The following is a 21,137-nucleotide window of genomic DNA, read 5'->3' on the forward strand; positions in this document are numbered from 1 at the left end:
CCGTGACGCGGCCGGCGCCGGGGCGCACGATCGGGGCATGAACGAGAGCAGCGCGCCCGCGGTGGCACCGCCGGAACCGGCGCGAGAACGAGGGATCGCGGCCTTCGTGGCGTCCCGCTGGCCGACCGCGCTGGCCCTCGCCATGTCGGTGGACACGTTCTTCTCCGAGGTCACCGACGATCTCGTCCGTCATTTCGCCTCGGCGATGGCGCTGCTGCCCACCATGTACGTGATCATGGTGGCGGTCGACCGGCGCAGGCTCACCTGGCCCGTCCTGGTCGTGCTGCTCGTCGGCTTCGTCGGGCTCGAAGCGCAGGACCAGGTGCCACCGGTGGTGGTGATCCTCTGGGTGGCGCTGGCGTTCGCCGTCTGGAGCCACCTGCGCGGCCGCTTCGCCGACGGCGTCGCCCGCCTCCAGCTGGTGGGACTGGCACTCTTCGGCGCGCTGTCGGTGGCGGGGCTCCTCGCCGAGCCCGGGCTCGCCCGCTACGTCGTCGCGGCCGGCTGGTTCGGCCACGGCGTATGGGACCTCGTGCACCTCCTCCGCGACCGCGTCGTGGCCCGGTCCTGGGCGCAGTGGTGCGGAGTGCTCGACGTCCTCGTCGCGGCGGCGCTCGTCCTGGTGCCGCTGTATCCGCCGTCGTAGGCCGGCGTGCTCACAGGCGAACCGAGATGGATGCACGAACGAGGAAGGGAAACTGCCATGACCGCTACGTACACCTGGGACGTGTTCAGCACGCTCGACGGCTTCGGCTCGTACGGCGCCGACGGAGACTGGGGCGGCTACTGGGGCAAACAGGGGCCGGAGCTCCTGGCGCGCCGCGCGAGGATCTTCGACACTCCGCAACGGATGGTGTTCGGGGCCAACACGTTCCGGGAGACCGCCCCGGTGCTCACCGGCGGCGACGACCCCAACGCGCTCGACGGGTGGAACATCCGGACACTGCGCAGTCCCGCGACGGTGATCTCGTCGACGCTGCAGGACACCCTGGGGTGGCCCGACGCGACCATCGTGAGCGGCGACGCCGTCGAGGTCGTGACGCGGCTCAAGGAGGAGTCCGACGTTCCGGTGCGCTCCCAGGGGAGCCTGTCGCTGAACCGGGCGCTGCTCGCCGCCGGCCTCGTCGACCGCCTGCAGGTGACCGTCTTCCCGGTGATCTCCGGTCGTTCCGGAACCAGCCCGATCCTGCGGGGCTCCGACGACTTCGACCTCGAACTCCTCGAGGCGACGACGCTCGACGGGCACACGCAGGAGCTCGTCTACCGGCCCACGGTGCACCGGTGACCACCGAAGGGCCGGGCTCACAGCCGGAAACGGTGCCGGTACGCCGACGGTGAGATCCCGAGGACGCGGTGGAAGGCGCGCCGCATGGCCTCCGGCGTACCGAATCCGGCGGCCGCGGCGACCTCCGGCACGGTGGTCTCGGGGCGCTCGAGGAGCCGCTGCGCGGCGCGCACCCGCACGTGCTCGAGGTGCCGGCCCGGCGACCGGCCCAGCTCGCGCCGGAACAGGCGCGCCAGGTGGCGCTCGCTCACGGACAGAGCCGCGGCGAGTGCGGCCGGGTGGTGGTCGGCGGCGGGGTCGTGGGCCATCCGTTCGGTCGCCGCGCGGACCAGCGGGTGCAGCGAACCGCCCGGCTCGGGCGCGCCGTACTGCTGCTGACCGCCGGGGCGCTGCAGGAACACCACGAGGTACCGCGCGACCGCACGCGCGCGCTCTTCGCCCTGGTCCTCGCCGATGAGCGCCAGCGCGAGGTCGATGCCCGCGGTCGCGCCCGCGGACGTGATGACGGGACCGTCGCGGACGTAGATGGCGTCGGGTTCCCACGCGACGGCCGGGAACCGCGCGGCGAGCTGGGGGAGCGCCTGCCAGTGCGACGTCGCGCGGCGCCCGTCCAGCAGGCCCGCCGCGGCGAGCACGTACGCGCCGGTGCACACCGAGACCACGCGACGTGCGCCGGCCGCGATCCGGCCCACGACGGCGAGGAACTCCGCGTCGACGCCCGCGAGACCGCCCGGCGGGTAGCCGGGCACGAGGAGCGTGTCGACGGGGTCGTCCGCGAGTTCGGCCCACGCGCAGTCGGCGACGAGCGGCACGCGGGCGTCGGTGGTCACGGGGCCGCCGTCGTGGGAGGCGATCCGGACCCGGTAGCCACCCGCGTCGCTGAGCGCCTGGACGGGGCCGGCGACGTCGATCAGGGTGACGCCGTCGCGCACCGGCACGACCACGTCCCGGTGGACCCGCGCCTCAGTCGGCGCCATCCATCCGGAAGCCGATCTTCAGCGTCACCTGGGTGTGCGCGACGGCGCCGTTCTCGATGTGGCCCCGGGTCGACACGACCTCGAACCACTCCAGGTTCCGCATCGTCTGCGAGGCGCGGCCGACCGCGTTCGCGATGGCCGCGTCGTACCCGTCCGTGGAGGTGCCGACGACTTCGATGACTCGGTACACGTTGTTCGTCATACCTGTCCATGCTGCACCTTTCCGCCGCGGCGGGTGGGGGAATGGTGGCGAAGAGGGGCGGTGTCCTCCTGTGGTCACCCGGCCCGGCCGGGTTCCCGGCGGGCGCGGCGGGTGAACCGGGCGGTGGCGCGGGCGATCACCCGGTCGTCCGGGTCGGTGACCCGGATGACGAAGATGTCCTCCTTGGGGAGCCTCTCGCCGATGCTCGCCTCGGCGCGCAGCGTGTCGCCGAGCCGTGTGGGCCGCAGGTAGTCGATGTGGATGGCGCTGGCCACGCCGGTGTGCTCGTCGTCGTTCGCCGCGGCGGCGACGGCCGTGCCCGCCATCGCGAAGACGAAGGCGCCGTGCGTGGTGTCGTGCGGGTTGAGGTGGTCCTCGGTGACCGTCGCCGTCGCCACCGCGCGGCCGCCACCGTGCCCCGTCACCTCGATCCCGAGGAACTTCGCGTAGCGGTCGACGGGCTGCTGCGGGGTGCTCATCGGTCCATCTTCGCCGATCGTGCATCGGCCGCCGCGAGGGCCTCGCGCAGCGCCGCGCGCTCGGCCGCCGGCCACGGTCCGGAGGCGGCCAGCGGGATCTCGGTCATGAAGCGCCGCTCGGCCTCCGGGATCCGCGTCACGAACAGGTCGGGGTCGCGGCCCGCCGTCGTGTACAGGTCGGGGCCGTCGGCGTAGAGCGGGTCGATCAGGACCGGGGTGCCGTCGGCGCGGCGCATCACGTTCGACGAGTTGGTGTCGAGCGGTCCGCACCACGGCAGTTCCCGCAGCGCGCCGGCGTGGATTCGGCGGACGATCGCCGACAGCGCCGCGGTCACGGGATCGCCGTCCGCGATCGACCGGTGAAAGCTCTCCGCCACGCCCGCTGGGGCGTCGATCAATCGCTCCAGCACCTGCAGGTCGCCGCCGCCCGCCAGGCGCCGGTGCGCGTGCAGCGCGGGGACCTGCCCGGTGCCGGCCGCCTCCCGGTACAGCGCCGCGCTGTACGGGCCGACGGGGTCGAACGGGCTGATCCGCGCGACGAGGGCACCGTCGGGCGAGGCGAGTGCGATCGCCCAGTCCCCGGCGCCGCAGCGCGTCCAGCCCGCGGCCGCGAATGCGGCTTCCGCGGCCCGGTGGCCGGCGCCGGGCGGCAGGTCGACGGAGAGCGTGTCCACGCGGCCAGTGTGCCCGCGCGGGTCAGCGGACGCGAAGGCCTTTCGGCGTGCGCGCGAAGCCCGCCGCGGCGAGCGCCCCGGCCAGGGGCGAGGTGAGGGCGGGGGCACCGTCGACCTTCTCGACGGTGAGGCCGCCGATCCGCGGCGCGGCCCCCGCCAGGGCGGTGAGCGCCGCCTCGGGCGCGTCGGTGAAGGTCAGCAGCGTGCGGCCGCCGCGCTCGACGAACAGTGCCAGCGCACCGTCGACGAGCACGACGAGGGCCCCGGCCTTGCGACCGGGGCGCGCCCCGTCGTCGCCGCGGTCGGGCCAGGGGAGCGCGGCGCCGTACGGATTCGCGGGATCCGTGGCGGCCAGGACCAGCGCCGAGGTCTCGCCCTGCTGCTCGGCCCGCTCCAGCGCGGAGGCCGCGTCGCGGAGCGCGTCGACCGTGCCGCCCCGCGCGAACTGCGCCGCGCCGAGCCGCTCGATGAAGTAGCCGCGGCGCGCCTTCCCGGACTCCTCGAAAGCCGCCAGGGTGCGGTAGATCCGGGCGAAACCGCCCTCGACGCGCTCGGCCGTCACCGCGCCGCGGGTCACCACGCCGTACCGCTCCAGCAGCTGCTCGGCGAGGGCTGCCGACTGCTCCGTGGCGCTCGCCTCCGCCGGCGCGGGCGGCAGGGACCACCGTCCCGCGACCATGGGCGGTGCCTGGTCCACGGCGACGCGGAACCGGGCCCGGGGAGCGCGCCGAGGAGTGCGATGGGCGGTGGCGCGCCGCCCGCCCGCGAGCCGGGCCCGCACCGGGGCGAAGGTGTCGCCCGTGAGCCTGCCCGCCCACACCAGGTCCCACAGCGCCTCGGGAGTGGCGCCGGTGAGCTGGCGGTAGAAGTACGCCCCGCCGCCCCGCACCGCGTCCTCGATCGCCTCGTGCGCGGCCGTGGTGTCCAGCGGTTCGGGCGGGGGCAGGGTGAGCGGCGCGAGATCGGCGGGATGGAACGCGATCCAGCCGTCCTGCGCGCCGATGGCGCCGTGCCCCGTCCACACCACCTCTCCCGTACCGGTGAGCTCGTCGAGCATCGCGGGCGAGTAGTCCACGACCCGCTGCGGCAGCACCAGGGACTCCCAGGCGGACGCGGGGATCGGGACGCCGGCCAACTGGTCGATGACGGCCGCGACGCCGTCGATGCCGCGGAGCGGGGACGTCAGGTGGTGCCAGCCGGCGAGGAACTCGGCGTACGCGCGCTCGGGCACCGGCTCCACGTCCTGCCGGAGCCGGGCGAGGCTCCGCTGCCGGATGCGGCGCAGGACCTCGGCGTCGCAGAACTGAGGAACGCCGTCGACGCCCGCGTCCTCGCCGCCCGGCACCGCGCCCTCCGGGACGAAGCGGCCCTCGATCACGCGGCGCGCGGCGACCAGCTCCGTCAGCGGCCGCTGCACCACCGCGACGCCCAGCCCGTAGCGGGCGGCGACCTCGGCGGCGGTGAACGGGCCGTGCCGGCGGGCGTACCGCGCGACCAGATCGCCGACCGGATCGGGGACGGCGTCCGTGAACGCCGACGCGATGCCCGGCTGCAGCGGCACGCCGAGGCCGTCGCGCAGCCGCGCCGCGTCCTCCACGGCCGCGATCCAGCCGTCGCCGTACGCGAAGACGCGGCCCGCGGCGAGCAGCTCGTCGACCGCGGCCGGTGTTCCCTCGGAGCGCTCCGCGATCTCCGACCGGGTGAGGGGGCCGAGCTCGCGGATCAGGTCGGCCACCTGCTCGGTCGTGCGCGCGCGGTATCCGGGCGCGGTGCGCTGCACCTGCGCCGCGACCTCCGTCAGGATCCCGCCGTCCAGCAGCTCCGTCAGCTCGACCCGGCCGAGGAGCTGGGAGAGCACCGCCGGGTCCAGGCTCAGGACCGCCGCACGCCGTTCGGCGAGCGGTGCATCGCCCTCGTACATGAACGCCCCGACGTAGCTGAACAGCAGCGAGGCCGCGAACGGCGACGGCGCGACCGTCTCCACCTCGGCCAGCCGGACGCCGCGGGACGCGAGGGCGCGGTGCACGGCGATCAGCTCCGGGACGTCGTAGACGTCCTGCAGGCATTCGCGGACCGCCTCGAGCACGATGGGGAACTGCGGGTAGCCGCGCGCCACCTCGAGGAGTTGGCTCGCGCGCTGGCGCTGCTGCCACAGCGGGGCCCGCTTGCCGGGGTCGCGGCGCGGCAGGAGCAGGGCCCGCGCGGCGCACTCGCGGAACCGCGACGCGAACAGTGCGCTCGACCCCACGGCCTCGGTGACCAGCGCGTCGATCTCGTCCGGCTCGAACCGGAAGAGTTCCGCGCCCGGTGGGACGTCGTCGGTATCGGGCAGGCGGACGAGGATCCCGTCGTCCGTGGCGGTGACCGCGCCGGAGAGCCCCAGGGTGGCGTTCAGGCGCGCACCGACGGCCAGGGCCCACGGTGCATGCACCTTCATCCCGAGCGGGGAGTGCAGCGCGACCCGCCAGTCTCCGAGCTCGTCGCGGAACCGCTCCACCACCAGCGTGCGGTCGGTCGGGAGGACGCCCGTCGCCCGCTGCTGCTCATCGAGCAGCGCGACCAGGTTGTCGGCCGCCCACTCGCCGAGGCCCACCTCCGCGGCCCGCGCGCGCTGCTCCGCGGGACCGAGGGCGGTGAACTCGCGGGTGAACCGCCCGATGGCGCGGCCCAGCTCCGCGGGGCGGCCGACGGTGTCGCCGATCCAGAACGGCAACCGGCCCGGCTGGCCGAACGCGGGTGAGACGAGCACCCGGTCGTGGGTGATCTCCTCGATCTTCCAGCTCGTGGCGCCGAGCGCGAACACGTCGCCCACGCGCGACTCGTAGACCATCTCCTCGTCGAGCTCGCCGACGCGGGAGGCCTTCTCGCCCACCATGAACACGCCGAACAGGCCGCGGTCGGGGATCGCGCCGCCGGACGTGACGGCGAGCCGCCCGGCGCCGGGGCGGCCCGTCAGCGTGCCGGCGTCCCGGTCCCAGACCACCCGTGGGCGCAGCTCGCCGAAGTCCTCCGCCGGGTAGCGGCCGGAGATCAGATCCAGCACCGCCTCGTACGCCGAATCCGGCAGCGCGGCATAGGGATGCGCGCGCCGCACCAGCGCGAGCCACTCGTGCACGTCCAGCTGGTCCATGGCCGCGGCGGCGATGGTCTGCTGCGCCAGCACGTCGAGCGGGTTGCGGGGCACGACCAGCTTCTCGATCGCACCCTCGCGCATGCGCTGCACGGTGACGGTGCTGTGCAACAGGTCGGTGCGGTGCTTCGGGAAGAAGACGCCCCGGCTGGGCTCGCCCACCTGGTGCCCGGCGCGGCCCACGCGCTGCAGGCCCGCGGCCACCGACGGCGGCGCCTCCACCTGGATCACGAGATCGACCGCGCCCATGTCGATCCCGAGTTCCAGGCTGGACGTCGCGACCACGCAGCGCAGGCGGCCCGACTTGAGGTCGTCTTCGATGATCGCGCGCTGTTCCTTGCTCACCGAGCCGTGGTGCGCCCGTGCGAGCACCGCCTCCGCGCCGTGCGTCTGCCCGCTCCCGAGGACTTGGGCGGGGGAGCCGCCCGCGACGCCGGGGTTCGGCGGCCCCGCGTGCACGCCGGCGGCGAGCTCGTTGATCCGGGCGGTGAGGCGCTCCGCGAGGCGGCGCGAGTTGGCGAAGACGATGGTGGACCGGTGCCGCTCGATGAGCTCGACGATCGACGCCTCGACGTGCGGCCAGAGCGAGCCCTGCTGCACGGGTTCGTCCGGGTCGTCCGAGACCGCGTCGAGCTCCGTCATGTCCGGCACGGGCACCGTGACGGTGAGCTCGAACTCCTTCTGCGCGGGCGGGCGCACGACGGTGGCCGGGCGCGGCCCGCCGAGGAACGCCGCGATCTCCTGTGCCGGCTCGACGGTGGCGGACAGCCCGATCCGCTGGGCGGGGCGCTCGAGCAGTTCGTCGAGCCGCTCGAGCGAGAGCGCGAGGTGCGTGCCGCGCTTGGTGCCGGCGACGGCGTGCACCTCGTCGACGATCACGGTGCCCACCTGTGCGAGGGTCTCGCGGGCCTGCGAGGTGAGCATGAGGAACAGCGACTCGGGCGTGGTGATGAGGATGTCCGGCGGCGTGCGGACGAGGGTGCGCCGCTGCTGCGCGGGGGTGTCGCCGGACCGCACGCCGACGGTGACCACGGGCGCCGGCTCGCCCCGCCGCTCCCGGACCCGGGCGATCCCGGCGAGCGGCGCGCGCAGGTTGCGCTCCACGTCGACCGCGAGGGCCTTGAGCGGCGACACGTACAGGACGGAGGTGCCGGGCCGGGTCGCCGCGCCGGCTGCCTGCGGGGGTGCCGTCCGGTCCGCCAGCCGGTCGAGGGCCCAGAGGAACGCGGAGAGCGTCTTGCCGGAGCCGGTGGGGGCCACGACCAGCGTGTTGTCGCCACGTGCGATCGAGCGCCAGGCGCCGGCCTGGGCCGCGGTGGGGGCGGCGAAGGACTCGGTGAACCACTGGGCGGTGGCGGGCGTGAACGCCCGGAGGGCGTCCGGCATGGCTCCATCATGGCGCAGGCCCCTGACACGTCGCCGTGTCCCGGAATGCCGCGGATCTGCACCGGTCCGTCGCAAAGCCGTCGGTGCGCACGTTTTCCTGATTCAATCGCAAACGACAGGTGTGGAATCGGGCTGTCCGACCTCAGGGCGGCCCTCGATGAAAGCGGTGCGGAGTGGGTGGACCCAGGGTTGTGTGTCAGGCCGGCGAGATCAGTGGTGCGGTGGTCGGGGGTGTCGCGCGCTATCTCGGCATCCCCTACGCCAAGCCCCCGGTGGGAGAGCGCCGGTTCGCGCTCCCGGAGCCCGCGGACCCGTTCCCGGGCGTCTTCGAGGCGACGTCGTTCGGCCCCACCCCGCCCGCGTCGATGGTGCTGCCGGAGCCCTACACCTACCCGGAGATCGAGGGCGACGACTGGCTCACCCTCAACGTGTGGGCCCCGGCTGACGCGAAGCCCGGCGACGCGCTGCCCGTCTACGTGTGGATCTACGGCGGCTCCTTCGCCATGGGGAACACGGCCCAGTCGCTGTTCGACGGCACCGCCTTCGCGCGCGACGGTGCCGTCTACGTCTCGGCGAACTACCGGGTGGGTCTCGAGGGGTTCACCCACCTGCCGGACGCGCCGGACAACCGCGGCCTGCACGACCAGCTGGAGGCGCTGCGCTGGGTGCAGCGCAACATCGCGGCCTTCGGCGGCGACCCGGGGCGCGTCACCATCGGTGGTGAGTCCGCGGGTTCGATGTCGGTCTCGTCGCTCGCGACCACGGAGTTCGCGGGCACGCTCTTCCAGCAGGTGATCTGCGAGTCCGGCATCGGCGTGGCGGCGGACGTGCCGACCGCGGCCAAGCTCGCGGATCCGCTCAAGGCCGCCCTCGGCCCGCATCTCACCGCGAAGGCGCTGCGCGACAAGGACCCGCGCGAGTCCGCGGCCGCCGTCGCGAAGCTGCTGCACAAGCTGAGCCCGCACAACGTGCTCACCCTGTTCCCGCCGGTGATCGACGGCGAGCTGCTGCCGGAGAACCCCGTGAGCAGGCTGGCGAAGGGGCCGGTGCCCGTGCGGATGATGATCGGCAACAACCACAAGGAGTCGGACTTCTGGCGCGTCTTCGGTGAGTTCGTGCCCGGCGATCAGCCGCTCAAGGCTCTCGACGTGCTGCTCCGCCCGTTCGGCGACACCGCGCCGATCGTGGCCGCGTACCGGAAGGTGTACGGCGAGCATCTGACGCCGGGCGAGATCGTCCTGGAGCTGCTCTCCGACGGTGCGTTCGGCGGCCCCAGCCACGCGGCGCAGTACGGCCAGGGGGAGAACTGCTTCGCGTACTACTTCACGTGGCCGTCGAGCGTGCACACCAAGTCGTCGATGCACACGCTGGACCTCGGGTTCGCCTTCGACAACATCAAGGACCCGGGCTTCACGATGTACGCGGGCGAGGATGCGCCTCAGGCGCTTGCGGACGACATCCACGGCCGGTGGATGGAGTTCATCAAGACCGGCGTTCCCGGGAAGGACTGGCGTCCGTTCGCCTCCGAGGCGGATCTCAAGGTGTTCGGTCCGCAGGCGGAGCGGAACCGGGACGCGTTGGGCCTCTGGCAGTACTGAGGAGAAGGGGCGTGTCGCCGGCCGTGCGGCCGGCGACACGCCCCTCTCTGTTGTTGTCTGTGTGACTGATGTGATTCATGATGTTCTGGAGGTTGCTGACCTAAGGAGCAGGAATGACCACGCACGTCTCGTCGAACAGCCACCGTCGCGCCTGGTTCCGGGGCGCCGTCGCCGCGGCGGCGCTCGTCGTGGGTATCAGCGGCGGCGTGACCGCCGTCGCCAAGGCCGATCAACAGGTCGGCCGCTTCCTGGTCAAGGGGCAGATCGAGGTCTCCTACTTCGCCACCGGCGGCCCGGCGACCTGGGGTGTGCCGCTCATCCCCGAGTCCAACGCGGGCCGCGGCGGCAAGTTCCAGACCTTCCAGAACCAGGCGTCCTTCTACTGGCACCCGGGCGCGGACGGCGGCAATGCGCATCAGGTGGGTGGCGCGATCCGCGCCAAGTGGGGTGAGAACCGTTGGGAGAACGGCCCCCTCGGGTATCCGATCACCGACGAGCTGCAGTCCCGCGGCACGTTCAACGCCGTCACCGGCGCGATGAACGCCTTCCAGGGCGGCGTGATCTACTGGTCGCCCGCGACCGGCGCCTGGCCGGTGTGGGGCGAGATCCTGGTGAAGTGGAGTGCGGACAAGCGCGAGTCCGGCAAGTACGGCTACCCGACCGGCCCCGAGGTGCGCACCGGCAGCAGCTTTTCCCAGACCTTCCAGCGTGGCGTGATCACCTGGCCGTGATCGGCCCCCGGGTGGTGATGGACCGGCGGTGACCGCCCGGCCGTGATCGCGGCGGGCCGGCGGATCCGCACCTGCCGGGCGGCGTGCCCGCGGTGCGGATCCGGTGCGGTCAGCGCGCGGCGACCAGGTGGCGCTCGGTGGCGGCGATCAGCTCGTCGAGGAGTGCGGCCAGCTCGGCGGGGCGGCGATCGATCGGGGCGAACGCGCCGGCACCGTCGAAGTCGGTGAACAGGCCCAGGCTGACCTGCGAGCGCGCATCGACCATGGAGAAGTTGGCCGTGATCTGGCGCCAGTGCTCCACGGCGCGGACGCCGCCGTCGGCGCCGTAGGCGACGAACCCCACGGTCTTGCCGGCCCACTCCGGACCGATCGAGTCGAAGGCGTTCTTGAAGGCGCCGGGGATCGAGTGGTTGTACTCGGGAGTGACGAAGATGAAGCCGTCCTGCGCGTCGATCGCCTGGCCCCACGCGGTGACCGCGGCGTTGTCGTACTGACGGTTCGCGGCGCCGGGCACGGTGGCGGAGGTGAGCAGCGGGACGTCGAACTCCTTGAGGTCGATCACGCTGACCTCGACGCCCGGGCGCTCCGCGGCCGCCGCGGCGACCCACTGGCCGACCTGCTCCGCCTTACGGCCGTCGCGGATGGAGCCGAGGATGATGCCGATCTTCATACGAGTCCTTTCGGGGTGGGTGCGCGCCCGCTCGGGCGTGGCTTCCACCGTAGCTTAACGGACCGCGGTCCGCTAGGCGTGGAGCGGCTGTGAGCGTCTGATCGAGGGCACAATCGGTCTCATGGCAGACGATCCGATCCTCGAACACGTCGGCCCGCGGCTGCGCGCGATCCGGCAGGAGCGCGACATCACGCTCACCGCGGTCTCGGAGGCCACGGGCATCTCGGTGAGCACCCTGTCCCGACTCGAGGGTGGCGGCCGTAAGCCCACCCTGGAACTGCTTCTGCCGCTCGCGCGGACCTACGGCCTGCCTCTCGACGAACTCGTCGACGCGCCAGAGACGGGCGATCCGCGCGTGCGGCTCAAGCCCCAGCGGCACGGCGACCGCACCATCGTCCCGCTCACCCGTCGCGCCGGCGGCCTGCGCACCTTCAAGGAGGTCATCCGGCCCCGGCCGGGCGACGGTGTCGCGCCCACGCCCGTCTCGCACCCCGGCTACCACTGGGTGTACGTCCTCGACGGGAGGTTGCGGCTGATCCTCGGAGAGAAGGAGATGGTGATCAAGCCCGGTGAGGTGATCGAGTTCGACACCCGCCTCCCGCACTGGTTCGGCAGCGCCGACGGGCGGCCCGTCGAGTACCTGGGCATCTACGGCCCGCAGGGTGAGCGCGCGCACCACGTCCTGGGGGAGTAGCAGTCAGTCGGTGCTGAGGCCCGTGGCCTTGCGGAGGTGGCTCACGCCGGGCAGCTTGTTCACGCCCCGCTGCACGTCGCTGAGCTTGTTGGTCACGTCGACGAGCGGCGGCAGCACCGCGTCGAGGGTGTTCAGCGCCGGGTCCGCAACGGCCGTGAGCCGCTCCACCCGGTCGATGACGTTGTTGGCGCGCTCGATCATGTCGGCCATCGCCAGCATCACCTTCGGCAGCTCGGCGATGAGTTCGATGGTGTCAGGGGGGATGGTGCTGAGCTTGCTGACGCTCGTCACGGTGCGGCCCGTGTTGTCCATCGCCTTGCCGGCGGCCGCGCGGACCGAGTCGACCAGGTCGTTGACCGATTCGCTGATGCTGGGGGGTGCCTTCGGGGGCTCCGGCTTTCTCGCCATGCCTCGATCATCGCTCGCGAGCGTGCCCTGCGGTGGGATTTCGCGGTGGACGCGCTCACCGTTCGACGACGGATTGCGATCTCGAAAACGTGTCGGTGGGTGGGCGTAGCGTCAGGGTATGAACGAAGACGGTGGGGTGGGCGAGGATCGGCCGCCTGATGGTGGTGTGGTGGATCTGCTGCGTTCGATGGAGCGGCAGCGGTGCCGGACGGTGTTCGAGCAGTACCGGTTGGCTGTGGAGCTGCTGCGGCAGCGCGTGTGCGAGCGGATCGCTGCCGGGTCGCCGCAGGAGCGGTGGCAGCAGGGCGTCGCTGCGGAGGTGGGGTTGGCGTTGCGGATGTCGCCGCACGCCGCCGCACGGCTGCTCGCACGCGGGGTGGAGTTGGAGAAGAACCTGCCGCACACCCGCACGCGGCTACGCGACGGTGACCTGTCTCCGGAGGCGATCCCGGTGATCGTCGGCGGCTTGGCCCACCTGGATGCGTCGGACCGGCAGCGGGCGGATGAGCTGTTGTGTGCCGATCCGGGCACGCTCGCCGGGTGCGGGTTGCGCCGAATCGCTGACCTGGTCAAGAAGCTGGCCTACGAACTGGACGCGCGGGGCACGGTGGACCGGAACGCAGCGGCGGAGAAGGACCGCACGGTGACGATCCGGCCGTTGCCGGAGGGCATGGCACGGGTGTCGTTGCTGCTGCCGGTGGCGCAAGGGGTCGGGGTGTATGCGGCGTTGCGTAAGCATGCCGCGACGTTGATCGGGGTAGCGGGGGATCTGCGGACGCGGGGGCAGATCATGGCCGATGCCGCGTTCGCGCGGATCATCGGCCGCGAGGCCGCCGAGGGCCAGCCCGTGTTGGTGAATCTCACCATTCCCGCGACGGTGCTGCTCGGTGACCGGCCCGGCACCGCGCACCTCGACGGGGGTGGGACGATGCCGGCGGAGATCGCCCGCAACCTCATCGGACGGGCCACCGCCGCGGGCATCGCGTGGGTCAAACGCCTCTACATCGCCCCCGAGTCGGGTGCGGTCGTCGGCATGGACTCACGGGCGCGGTGCTTCCCCGACGGGCTCGCCGAGCTGATCCGGGCGCGGGACCGGTACTGCCGCACCCCGTACTGCGACGCACCGATCGCGCACACGGACCACGTCGTCGCCCACGCGAAGGGTGGCCCCACCGAGTTCGCGAACGGGCAAGGCCTGTGCGCGGCATGCAACTACGCCAAGGAAGCCGCGGGCTGGCGCAGCGCCGTCGTCGAGGACCCGAGCGGGCGGCACACCGTCGACACCCGAACACCGAGCGGACACCACCACCGATCCACCGCACCGGACCAGGCGGCTTAGAGCGAGGCGCTGAATCGCTCCACGGCGGCGCGTGCGGTGCGCAGGCCCTCGCTGTCGGCGCCGTCGACGGTGACCTCCCCCGAGGGGAGGAGGGTGACCTCGCCGATCGAGTCGCCGGTGGTGTTCACGCGGACGGCCCAGGCGTAGGCCTCATCGGCCAGCCAGGCGTCGGGGCGCAGTTCCGTGAGGTACCACGCCCCGACGTTCAGGCCAACGGGTTCCATTCCCGGTCCGCTCTGATCAGGCCTCGTCGGACTTGATCTCGAGCAGGACGGTGCCCTGCGTGACGGCGGTGCCGGGCTCGACGGCCAGGCCGGTGACGATGCCGTCCTTGTGGGCGGCGACGGGGTTCTCCATCTTCATGGCCTCGAGGACCACGACGAGGTCGCCGGCGCTGACCTGCTGGCCGTCCTCGACGGCCACCTTGACGACGGTGCCCTGCATCGGCGCGGTCACCGAATCGCCCGTGGCGGCCACACCGGCGCCCCGGTCGCGGGTGCGCGGCTTCGGCTTGCGGCGGATCACGCCGGCGCCGGCGGCCGCGCCGCCACCGCCGAGCGAGAGCTCACCGGGCAGGGAGACCTCGACGCGACGGCCGTCGACGACCACGACCACGTTCTGGCGCGGCAGCGAGTCGTCCTCCTCGATGGCCTGGCCACCGGTGTACGGCTCGATCGGGTTCTCCCAGTCGGTCTCGATCCACTTGGTGTAGACCTCGAAGCCGTTCTCGTCCCCGACGAAGGCGGGGTTCTCGACGATGTGGCGGTGGAACGGGATGACCGTGGCGAGGCCCTCGACCTCGAACTCGGCGAGCGCGCGCCGCGAGCGCTCCAGCGCCTCCTGGCGGGTCGCGCCGGTCACGATGAGCTTGGCGAGCATCGAGTCGAACTGGCCGCCGATGACATCGCCCTGATCCACGCCGGAGTCGACGCGCACGCCCGGGCCGGTGGGCTCGCGGTAGACGCTGATCGGGCCGGGGGCGGGCAGGAAGCCGCGGCCGGCGTCCTCGCCGTTGATCCGGAACTCGAAGCTGTGGCCGCGGGGAGTGGGATCCTCCGTGATCGTCAGCTCCTTGCCCTCGGCGATGCGGAACTGCTGGCGCACGAGGTCGATGCCCGCCGTCTCCTCGGTGACCGGGTGCTCGACCTGCAGGCGGGTGTTCACCTCGAGGAAGCTGACCAGGCCGTCCGCCGCGACGAGGAACTCGACGGTGCCGGCGCCGTAGTAGCCCGCCTCGCGGCAGATGCGCTTGGCCGACTCGTGGATGGAGGTGCGCTGCTCGTCGGTGAGGAACGGCGCGGGCGCCTCCTCGACCAGCTTCTGGAAGCGGCGCTGCAGCGAGCAGTCGCGCGTGCCGGCGACCACGACGTTGCCGTGCTGGTCGGCGATGACCTGCGCCTCGACGTGGCGGGCCTTGTCCAGGTAGCGCTCCACGAAGCACTCGCCGCGGCCGAACGCGGCGACGGCCTCGCGGGTGGCCGACTCGAACAGCTCGGGGATCTCCTCGATGGTGTACGCGACCTTCATGCCGCGGCCGCCGCCGCCGAACGCCGCCTTGATGGCGACGGGTACGCCGTACTCCTTGGCGAAGGCGACGACCTCGTCGGCGTCCTTGACCGGGTCCTTGGTGCCGGGGGCCATCGGCGCGTTCGCGCGCTCGGCGATGTGCCGGGCGGTGACCTTGTCGCCCAGGTCGCGGATCGAGGCCGGCGACGGGCCGATCCAGGTCAGGCCCGCGTCGATGACGGCCTGCGCGAAGTCGGCGTTCTCCGAGAGGAAGCCGTAGCCGGGGTGGATCGCGTCGGCGCCGGACTTGCGGGCGGCGTCGAGGATCTTGTCGAAGACGAGGTAGGACTCGGCCGAGGTCTGGCCGCCGAGGGCGAAGGCCTCGTCGGCGAGGCGCACGAACTTGGCCTCCGCGTCCGGCTCGGCGTACACGGCGACGCTGGTCAGGCCGGCGTCCCGGGCGGCGCGGATGACGCGGACGGCGATCTCACCGCGGTTGGCGATGAGCACCTTCTCGATCTTCTTGTCAGCGTGGGCTGCCACTCAAGTCTCCTCGTTCCGTTGCGGCGCGCAGCGGCGCGCCGCCCTTCCATGTCCCGTCCGGGCGCAACTCCTGACGAGTGTATGCCTACTCACTTGTGGCGGAGCCGACAGTCCCCTCGCGGGTTCGGTTACCCGCGAGTAACCGTCGCATCGCCTATTTCGGTCAACAACGAACGTAGCGCGCCGAGATACAGCGTGACACTCCGGCGTGCCGTTTCGAAGCCCGGGAACCGCGCCGCGACGTGCAAGCCGGACGGTGTGCGCAGCACCCAGAGGTAGACGTCGTCGATCGAGTAGTCCCGCGAGCGCAGCGCCCCGGCACCGCCCGCGTCGTTGACGTCCGACCCGGGCGCCGAGCGGGTGTCCATGAACGAGACGACGAAGCGCGGCGGCGGGGCCTGCGAGCGGCCCGGCTCGTCGGCGAGGACCTCGCCGATCCGCAGGTAGGGCAGGGTGCTGCCGATCTTGGAGTGCTTCCACGCCGCCTGCGCCCGCTGCGCCAGCTCGCCGAACGTGCGGGTGCCCGTCGTGTCGAGGCGGAAGGGCGCGATGCCCACGAACCAGCCGAGCGCCGCGATCCACTGCTCGGCGTCCCGGGTGTGCCGGGTCACGGCGCACCGGAAGACGGGGCCGAAACCCAGGTCGGTGTTGATCTTGGCCATGCACGCCAGCACGCCGGTCACCAGCGACGCCCCCGATTCCGAGCAGACGCGGGTGAAGTTGTTGGAGCGGTCGTCGTCGAGGAGGTGGAAGTTGAGCGCCCCCTGCGGCAGCCGGGGCACGCCGTCCGGGTCGCGGCTCAGCGCCGCCCGGGTCTCGTCGGCCAGCACCTTCGCGCTGAGCGGCAGCAGCGGCATGGGGAAGGGGTCGGGTTTGAAGCCGGTCTCGCTGAGGTACTCGTCCCACATCTGCGCCGCCGGGTGGGTCGCCCCGGCCCGGTCCGCCGACTGCCGGTCGGTATCGGAGTAGTTGACGTAGCTCCCGGTCGGCAGCAGCCGCGGCGCCTCGCCGTGCACCGCCTCCCGGTAGAACTCGCGCAGCTCGTACGGGCTGAGGATGAGCGAGTAGCCGTCGAGCAGCGAGTGGTCCGCGGCGAAGAACAGGGTGAACGAGTCCTCGCGCGCCACCGTCGAGAACATGTACGCCGGCCAGGTCAGCGGGGCCGTCGCCCGGTCGAACTCGCCGAGGAGCTGTTCGGCGAGGGGGCCGGTGGACCGGTAGGTGCCGATCGACTTGACCCGCAGGTCGACGGTGTCGGTCTGCGCGCTCCGGCGCCGCGGCCGCCCGTCCTCGAGGAAGACGTGGGTGCGCAGCACCTCGTGCCGGTCGATCCACGCCCGTAGCGCCGTCCGCATCCCGGGGATGGACAGCGGCTCGTCGAACTCGATGCCGAGGCCCAGCCAGGACTCGCGGCCCCCGTCGATGTGCCGGCGCCGCAGCACCGCCTGCGCGCCCCGCAGGTGCGCCTCGTGCACGTGCGAGGTGGCCCGCGGATCGTCGCGCCAGCGCGCGGCCGGCCCGGTGGTGGGGATCCAGTTGCGCAGTTCACCCGGGCGCAGCGGGTACGCGTCCAGCTCCGTGAATTGCATGGCGGGGCTCGCTTCGGGAGGTGCTACCCGGCGAGCCGGCGCTTGATGCGGGCCAGCATCGCCGACATGCCGCGCAGCCGCAGCGGGCTGACCACGGAGTCGAGGCCGAGGGCGTGGTGGAAGTCGTCGGGTACGGCGGTGATCGCCGCGGCCGACTGGCCGTCGAGCCCCTGCGCGAGGATCGACGCGAAGCCGCGGGTGGTCGGCGCCTCGGGCGGCGCGCTGAAGTACAGCCGCACCGCCTCGGGGTCCGAGGCGTCGACGTCCAGGAACAGCGGCGACTGGCACTCCGGGACGGGCTCCATCGCCGCGGCCGTCAGGTGCTCGGGAAGCTCGGGCAGCTCCCGTGAGAACTCGAGCAGCAGCTCGAGGCGGTCCTGCTCGCCGACCCCGGCGAAGTCGTCGACGATCTCCGCCAGCGGCGCGGGCAGGGCGCTCATGCGCCGGGCGCGGCGCCGGGCTCCTCGCCGCGCACGATGGGGGCCCGCACGGTGTTGCCCCACTCCGTCCACGAGCCGTCGTAGTTCTTGACGTCCGTGAAGCCGAGCAGGTGGGTCAGCACGAACCAGGTGTGGCTGGAACGCTCGCCGATGCGGCAGTAGGCCGTCACCGGGGCCTGCGGGTCGAGACCGCCGTAGACCTCGGTGAGCTCGGCACGGGGCAGGAAGCGCCCGTCCTGCCGCGCCGCCTTCGCCCACGGGATCGACACCGCCGTCGGGATGTGGCCGCCGCGCAGGGCGCCCTCCTCCGGGTAGTCGGGCATGTGGGTGCGCTCGCCGGTGTACTCCTGCGGCGAGCGGACGTCGACGAGGGCGCGACGGCCGATGTCGGCGCGGACCTCGTCGGCGAACGCGCGGATCACCGAGTCGTCCCGCTCCACGACGGGGTAGTCGCTGCGCGGATACTCGGGCTGCTCCAGCGAGACGTCCCGCGCATCGCTGATCCACTTGTCGCGGCCGCCGTCGAGCAGGCGCACGTCCGGGTGGCCGAACAGGGTGAACACCCACAGGGCGTACGCGGCCCACCAGTTGGACTTGTCGCCGTAGATGACGACGGTGTCGTCGCGGCTGATGCCCTTGGCGCGCATGAGTTCCGCGAACTGCTCGCCGGTGATGTAATCGCGCGTCACGGGGTCGTTGAGGTGGAGGTGCCAGTCCACCTTCTGCGCGGTCGGGATGTGCCCGATGTCGTAGAGGAGCACGTCCTCGTCGGACTCGATCACCTTGAGGCCGGGGACCCCCAGGTGTCCGCTCAGCCAGTCCGCGGTGACGAGGCGCTCGGGGTGTGCGTAGTCCTGCAGTTCCGCGCTCGGATCGGTCTCGATAGCCACGTCCGCCAGCCTAGCCCCCGCGCCGCCCGGGCGCCCCGCGGCGACCCCGGGCGGCCGGCGTGTCCGCCTCAGTGCACGGCGTACTCGCGCACCGCGCGCTCGACCACCGCCCGCAGGTCGGTGGCCGCGGCGAGGTTGCTCGCGGCGAACACCGAGGTCTCGGTGTCCGTGCCCGTCCATCCGACGTAGAGGTAGGGCGGCCGGGCGGCCGCGATCCGGCCCGGCAGCGCCGACCAGGCGAGGCGGAACCAGGTGCGGTCGGCCGGGGTGCCGTCGGGAGCGCGGACCGGTGCGGGCAGGGCTCCGACCCCGGCGCAGGTGGTCACGGGGTGCGCGGGGTCGGGCGGGGCGTCGATGAGGGCCGCCAGCGTGCGACGGGGGAGCAGGGTCAGCAGCGGCCCGAAGGCGTCGTACCGCCCGGCGTCCGGAAGGGCGCCGAGGACCCCTTTGACCTCGGCGCGCAGCGCCACCACGCCCTCGGGGCCCGTCGCGGGGTCGACGAGGAGCTCCGCGTCGACGATCGCGTTGCCCCGCAGATCGCCGTCCTCGCGACGGTTCACCGACAGCCCGAGCACGGCCTGCCCGTCGGGACGGATCCAGCCGAGTTCGGCGGCGATCCGCGCCGTGGCCCGGAACAGCAGCGTCGACTCCGTGCCGCCGGACGCGGCGGCCTGCTCGGCGAGCGTCGTGCGGTCCAGGTGCACCACGGCCCAGCGGTCGGGCCCGACCGGGTGCGCGGGCGCGGGGCCGTCGTGCTCCAGGCGTCCGCGGGCCAGCCGGGCGGCCGTCGCCGCCGCCCGCACCGCTGCGGGCAGCTCCCGGGCGGCCCGGGCGGCGTCGCGCCGCGCGGCACGCACCGGGGGAGCGGCCTCCCGGGGATAGGGCAGCTCGCGCGTCGCGCCGAGCGCGGCCTCCGCCACAGCGGTCGCGGTGCCCACCCCGTCGGCGAGGACGTGCGAGACCACCAGCGTGACGGCGGCGCCACCGTCGGTGAGAGGGAGCACGGCGAGGTGCCATCCGGGCCCCGACCACGGATCGATCGGGGCGGCGGCGCGCTCGTCGAGCCAACGGTCGATCTCCGCCCGGGGGCGCGCGACGGTCTCGACGGCGATCCGCGGCGCCGCGGTCGTCGCCACCCAGCGGTCCCGGCCGAACGGCAATGGCGAGTGGGCGATCCGGCGGCCCAGCAGCCCGGCGGTGAGGGCGGAGCGGAACCGCTCCAGCCCCGCGGTGTCGACGCCCTCGTCGTAGACCCAGACCACCTGGATGAGCGAGTTGCGGCCGGTGGCGCGCGTGCCCGAGGCTGCACCCTGGTCGACGAACGCCAGCAGGTCCGACGTCATGCGGCGACCTCCGCGCCGACGAGGCCCGCCTCGATCCGGTCCCGGATGCGTCGGGCGGCGTCGGGCGCGAGCGTGCCCGGCGCGTGTCGCAACTCGATCGACAGCCGGCCGTCGAAGGTGAGCGCGTGGTGGTGCAGGCCGACGAGCGGCGCGAGCGCCTCGGGTGGCGCGCTGCGCACCAGGGCACGGACGCGCTCGATGTCGACCTCGGAACTGGTGTGGAAGTCCAGTGCCGTCACGCCCTCCGGGACCGCCGGGGCCGGGATCGGCCCGATGTTGCTCAGGCGCACCGGAACCCCGCCCGCGACCGTCACCGGCGCGGAGCCGGCGAGCGCGGCGGCGACGGTGCCGTCGGCGAGATCGGCGCGGAGCCGCTCCAGGACGGCGCGGCCGATGTCCTCGGGAGGCGTGTCGCCGCGCACCGCGACGGGCACCGTCGACGAGCCCGCGAAATTGGTGACCGCGGCCGGCGCGACGGCCGGCTCCGCCCGGCCCCGCAGGTCGACGGGGCTGAACACGGCGAGCGGTACCGCCTCGTCGGCGGGCCGGTCGAGTTCGGCGCGCTCGGCGGCGACGACGATGCCCGCGAGGAGGCCGTGCAGGCTCAGGCCCGCTTCCTTGGCGCGCCGACGCACGGCCTCGGTCTCGGCGGCGCCCAGGCGGATCCGGTCGAACCCGAAATCCCCGGCGTCGACGTCGGCGGGCGAGGGCACCGCCGCGGTGCGGGAGACCTCGACCACGGACGGCGCCGGGGGCGCACCGGCGGGCAGCCGGTCCGCGAGATCCGTCGGCGCGACGGGGAGCCCGGCCGGGGCCGCGGGTTCGGCGCCCGCGTACAGCTCCCACAGGCGGAGGTTCAGGTACAGGGCGTGCGCGCCGTCGGCCACCGCGTGGCTCACGCCGAGCGTCACGCGGTGCAGGTCGCCGTCGGAGACCAGTTGCACCGCCGCGACCGACCGCTCGGCGTCGAGGCCGAGGCGCACGTCGCCAGGGACGAACGGGCGCAGCTCGACCCCGATCGGGGCGGTCTCGTCGGGCGCCGCATCGGGCACCGCGTCGGGCGCGACGAGGTCGAAGCCGAAGGCGTGCCCCTCGATCCGGCCGGCGAGGACGGGGTGCTCGCGGCGCAGCGCGGCGAACGCCCGGGCCAGCCGCCCGGCGTCGATCGGTCCGCGGACGGTGAAGCTCCCGGCGGATGTCGTCCCCGTGAGCACGTAGGGGATCTCCAAGGGGGTCAGGGCGCGTCGGGGCAT

The 21,137-nt window shown here is 73.3% G+C and carries 20 protein-coding genes; 6 read left to right on the plus strand and 14 right to left on the minus strand.

Annotated elements, in window-relative coordinates; genetic code table 11:
* Positions 1 to 37 precede the first annotated feature (37 nt).
* Both ELY19_RS13230 and ELY19_RS13235 read left to right on the plus strand, forming a co-directional pair.
* Positions 38 to 646 carry a hypothetical protein gene (locus ELY19_RS13230; protein ID WP_126196610.1) on the plus strand — a complete coding sequence of 203 codons (609 nt, stop codon included), beginning with the start codon at positions 38 to 40 and terminating at the stop codon, positions 644 to 646.
* Between the two features lie 57 nt (positions 647 to 703).
* Positions 704 to 1,285, plus strand: a complete 582-nt coding sequence (locus tag ELY19_RS13235; protein WP_126196611.1) for a dihydrofolate reductase family protein — start codon at positions 704 to 706, stop codon at positions 1,283 to 1,285.
* A gap of 17 nt (positions 1,286 to 1,302) precedes the next feature.
* On the opposite strand, the gene ELY19_RS13240 is transcribed toward ELY19_RS13235, so the two are convergent.
* The 5 genes from ELY19_RS13240 to ELY19_RS13260 all read right to left on the minus strand — a co-directional run bounded on the left by ELY19_RS13240 (position 1,303) and on the right by ELY19_RS13260 (position 8,133).
* Positions 1,303 to 2,262, minus strand: a complete 960-nt coding sequence (locus tag ELY19_RS13240; protein WP_126196612.1) for a GlxA family transcriptional regulator — start codon at positions 2,260 to 2,262, stop codon at positions 1,303 to 1,305.
* Positions 2,249 to 2,464 (minus strand): dodecin, encoded by a 216-nt coding sequence (locus ELY19_RS13245; RefSeq protein ID WP_126196613.1) that lies wholly within the window; start codon positions 2,462 to 2,464, stop codon positions 2,249 to 2,251. The genes ELY19_RS13240 and ELY19_RS13245 overlap by 14 nt, the downstream gene beginning before the upstream one ends.
* A 74-nt stretch (positions 2,465 to 2,538) precedes the next feature.
* Positions 2,539 to 2,943: a hotdog fold thioesterase gene (locus ELY19_RS13250; RefSeq protein ID WP_126196614.1), complete on the minus strand. Its 405-nt coding sequence runs from the start codon at positions 2,941 to 2,943 to the stop codon at positions 2,539 to 2,541.
* Positions 2,940 to 3,617, minus strand: a complete 678-nt coding sequence (locus tag ELY19_RS13255; protein ID WP_126196615.1) for a hypothetical protein — start codon at positions 3,615 to 3,617, stop codon at positions 2,940 to 2,942. Before ELY19_RS13255 ends, ELY19_RS13250 begins: the two co-directional genes overlap by 4 nt.
* Positions 3,618 to 3,639: 22 nt before the next feature.
* Complete coding sequence (locus tag ELY19_RS13260) at positions 3,640 to 8,133, minus strand: ATP-dependent helicase (protein ID WP_126196616.1); 4,494 nt, start codon at positions 8,131 to 8,133, stop codon at positions 3,640 to 3,642.
* Positions 8,134 to 8,354: 221 nt separating this feature from the next.
* Between ELY19_RS13260 and ELY19_RS13265 the strand changes: the two genes are divergently transcribed.
* Positions 8,355 to 9,731 (plus strand): carboxylesterase/lipase family protein, encoded by a 1,377-nt coding sequence (locus tag ELY19_RS13265; protein WP_164711595.1) that lies wholly within the window; start codon positions 8,355 to 8,357, stop codon positions 9,729 to 9,731.
* Between the two features lie 113 nt (positions 9,732 to 9,844).
* Positions 9,845 to 10,462, plus strand: coding sequence for an LGFP repeat-containing protein (locus tag ELY19_RS13270; RefSeq protein WP_126196618.1), 618 nt, complete (start codon positions 9,845 to 9,847; stop codon positions 10,460 to 10,462).
* 109 nt (positions 10,463 to 10,571) lie between these two features.
* On the opposite strand, the gene ELY19_RS13275 is transcribed toward ELY19_RS13270, so the two are convergent.
* A complete protein-coding gene (locus ELY19_RS13275) occupies positions 10,572 to 11,132 on the minus strand; it encodes an NADPH-dependent FMN reductase (protein WP_126196619.1) in 561 nt (186 codons plus the stop codon).
* 121 nt (positions 11,133 to 11,253) lie between these two features.
* Between ELY19_RS13275 and ELY19_RS13280 the strand changes: the two genes are divergently transcribed.
* The gene (locus tag ELY19_RS13280; protein ID WP_126196620.1) at positions 11,254 to 11,826 is read left to right on the plus strand and encodes a helix-turn-helix domain-containing protein; all 573 of its coding nucleotides are present in this window, start codon (positions 11,254 to 11,256) and stop codon (positions 11,824 to 11,826) included.
* Between the two features lie 3 nt (positions 11,827 to 11,829).
* On the opposite strand, the gene ELY19_RS13285 is transcribed toward ELY19_RS13280, so the two are convergent.
* Positions 11,830 to 12,234 carry a hypothetical protein gene (locus ELY19_RS13285; protein ID WP_126196621.1) on the minus strand — a complete coding sequence of 135 codons (405 nt, stop codon included), beginning with the start codon at positions 12,232 to 12,234 and terminating at the stop codon, positions 11,830 to 11,832.
* Positions 12,235 to 12,352: 118 nt separating this feature from the next.
* Between ELY19_RS13285 and ELY19_RS13290 the strand changes: the two genes are divergently transcribed.
* Positions 12,353 to 13,573, plus strand: coding sequence for an HNH endonuclease (locus ELY19_RS13290; RefSeq protein ID WP_126196622.1), 1,221 nt, complete (start codon positions 12,353 to 12,355; stop codon positions 13,571 to 13,573).
* Here ELY19_RS13290 and ELY19_RS13295 read toward each other — a convergent pair.
* From ELY19_RS13295 to ELY19_RS13325, 7 genes are all read right to left on the minus strand, one after another.
* Positions 13,570 to 13,797, minus strand: coding sequence for a hypothetical protein (locus tag ELY19_RS13295; protein ID WP_126196623.1), 228 nt, complete (start codon positions 13,795 to 13,797; stop codon positions 13,570 to 13,572). The two genes, ELY19_RS13290 and ELY19_RS13295, sit on opposite strands and share 4 nt — an antisense overlap.
* Positions 13,798 to 13,813: 16 nt before the next feature.
* Positions 13,814 to 15,622 carry an acetyl/propionyl/methylcrotonyl-CoA carboxylase subunit alpha gene (locus ELY19_RS13300; RefSeq protein ID WP_126196624.1) on the minus strand — a complete coding sequence of 603 codons (1,809 nt, stop codon included), beginning with the start codon at positions 15,620 to 15,622 and terminating at the stop codon, positions 13,814 to 13,816.
* Between the two features lie 128 nt (positions 15,623 to 15,750).
* Complete coding sequence (locus ELY19_RS13305; protein ID WP_126196625.1) at positions 15,751 to 17,211, minus strand: condensation domain-containing protein; 1,461 nt, start codon at positions 17,209 to 17,211, stop codon at positions 15,751 to 15,753.
* Positions 17,212 to 17,234: 23 nt separating this feature from the next.
* The gene (locus tag ELY19_RS13310; protein WP_164711596.1) at positions 17,235 to 17,651 is read right to left on the minus strand and encodes a SufE family protein; all 417 of its coding nucleotides are present in this window, start codon (positions 17,649 to 17,651) and stop codon (positions 17,235 to 17,237) included.
* Positions 17,648 to 18,541 carry a sulfurtransferase gene (locus ELY19_RS13315; RefSeq protein WP_126196626.1) on the minus strand — a complete coding sequence of 298 codons (894 nt, stop codon included), beginning with the start codon at positions 18,539 to 18,541 and terminating at the stop codon, positions 17,648 to 17,650. Before ELY19_RS13315 ends, ELY19_RS13310 begins: the two co-directional genes overlap by 4 nt.
* Before the next feature lie 68 nt (positions 18,542 to 18,609).
* Positions 18,610 to 19,884: a hypothetical protein gene (locus tag ELY19_RS13320; RefSeq protein WP_126196627.1), complete on the minus strand. Its 1,275-nt coding sequence runs from the start codon at positions 19,882 to 19,884 to the stop codon at positions 18,610 to 18,612.
* Positions 19,881 to 21,137: a phthiocerol/phthiodiolone dimycocerosyl transferase family protein gene (locus tag ELY19_RS13325; protein WP_126196628.1), complete on the minus strand. Its 1,257-nt coding sequence runs from the start codon at positions 21,135 to 21,137 to the stop codon at positions 19,881 to 19,883. The genes ELY19_RS13320 and ELY19_RS13325 overlap by 4 nt, the downstream gene beginning before the upstream one ends.

The organism is Tsukamurella paurometabola, assembly GCF_900631615.1.
Lineage (GTDB): Bacteria > Actinomycetota > Actinomycetes > Mycobacteriales > Mycobacteriaceae > Tsukamurella > Tsukamurella paurometabola_A.